Origin of the sequence: Desulfovibrio sp. OH1186_COT-070 (assembly GCF_003860215.1) — a bacterium.
GTDB lineage: Bacteria > Desulfobacterota > Desulfovibrionia > Desulfovibrionales > Desulfovibrionaceae > Desulfovibrio.
The window spans coordinates 1-1,022 of the sequence record NZ_RQYH01000095.1 but is presented as its reverse complement, the minus strand read 5'-3'; the positions used below and the strand labels follow the sequence as shown (position 1 = coordinate 1,022).

At 29.6% G+C, this 1,022-nt stretch carries 1 protein-coding gene; it reads right to left on the bottom strand.

Annotated elements, in window-relative coordinates:
- Positions 1–241: 241 nt before the first annotated feature.
- A partial coding sequence (locus tag EII23_RS13005) for a hypothetical protein (protein ID WP_221620410.1) occupies positions 242–1,022 on the bottom strand: 781 nt, incomplete at its 5' end.

Sequence of the window (1,022 nt, the reverse complement as noted above, 5' to 3'; positions counted from 1 at the left end):
TGTCAATTCTTTTTCTAAATTAACGTTCTTTGTTTTTAGCTCCTCATAATCTGTATATTGTTTTGAGATACTTTCTTTTTGTCTTTTCAATCTCTCTCCGATTATAGAATCTAATTCTTCTTGTGTAGTGATTGGTTTAAATTCACCCATTCTTTTTCCTCCTATTTGTCCAGTTTGATTCTGTATTTTTATATTAAAAAAGACACTTTTAAAAGTGTCTTTAATAATCAAATATTTAATTTTAATACTTAATTTTTTGTTTTTTTGGTGGTTTTGAAATACTACAAATCCAATGTGCAAGTAAAGCACTATCCATTAGTGCTATATCATTGTCTTCATATTGTGATTTATATCCAAATCCACCACTTACTCCTATAAACCTCTTTTCACAATTTGTAGCCACTTTTGTTAGAGATGGTTGATCTTTGTGACATATCGTTTTTTGAAAAATTCCTTGTTCCCACATAGAATTTGCAACTACAACCTCTTTTACTGTTGGTAAAATTGGTTTTCTTAGTTTATAGTCCAAAATTTCATCAAATAATATTTTTTGTCCTGATTGTCCATCAATAACAACCTCTGCAACATCAGCATTTTTTAAAAAATTTATTATCCAAAGATTTCCATTTCTAACAGTTTGACAATCTATACTTTCTACAAAAATTCTTTCATCTTCAGTCTTAACAGCAATACTCATTGCAACATTAGTTCCGTCAGCCCCATATTTTATCCCTGCAAATAGCTTTCCTCTTAAATTTGGAACTTTGTTTACTTTTAAAAGTCTCCAATCCGTTTCACTAATTGCTGATTTTTGATTATATTTTATCCAAAGACCTAGTCTTTGAATATTAAAGTCTATTTCGTCAGAACCTATTTCATCTTCGACAGACCTTTCAGTAAATATTGTTCCTAAACTAGGATTTGTTAAATACCATGATTCGATATTTCGTGGATCAGTTTGTTCTGAAACTGACCATTCTGCCCACCCTGTATTTTTTGTTTCTTGATTCAAAGCCTTATTT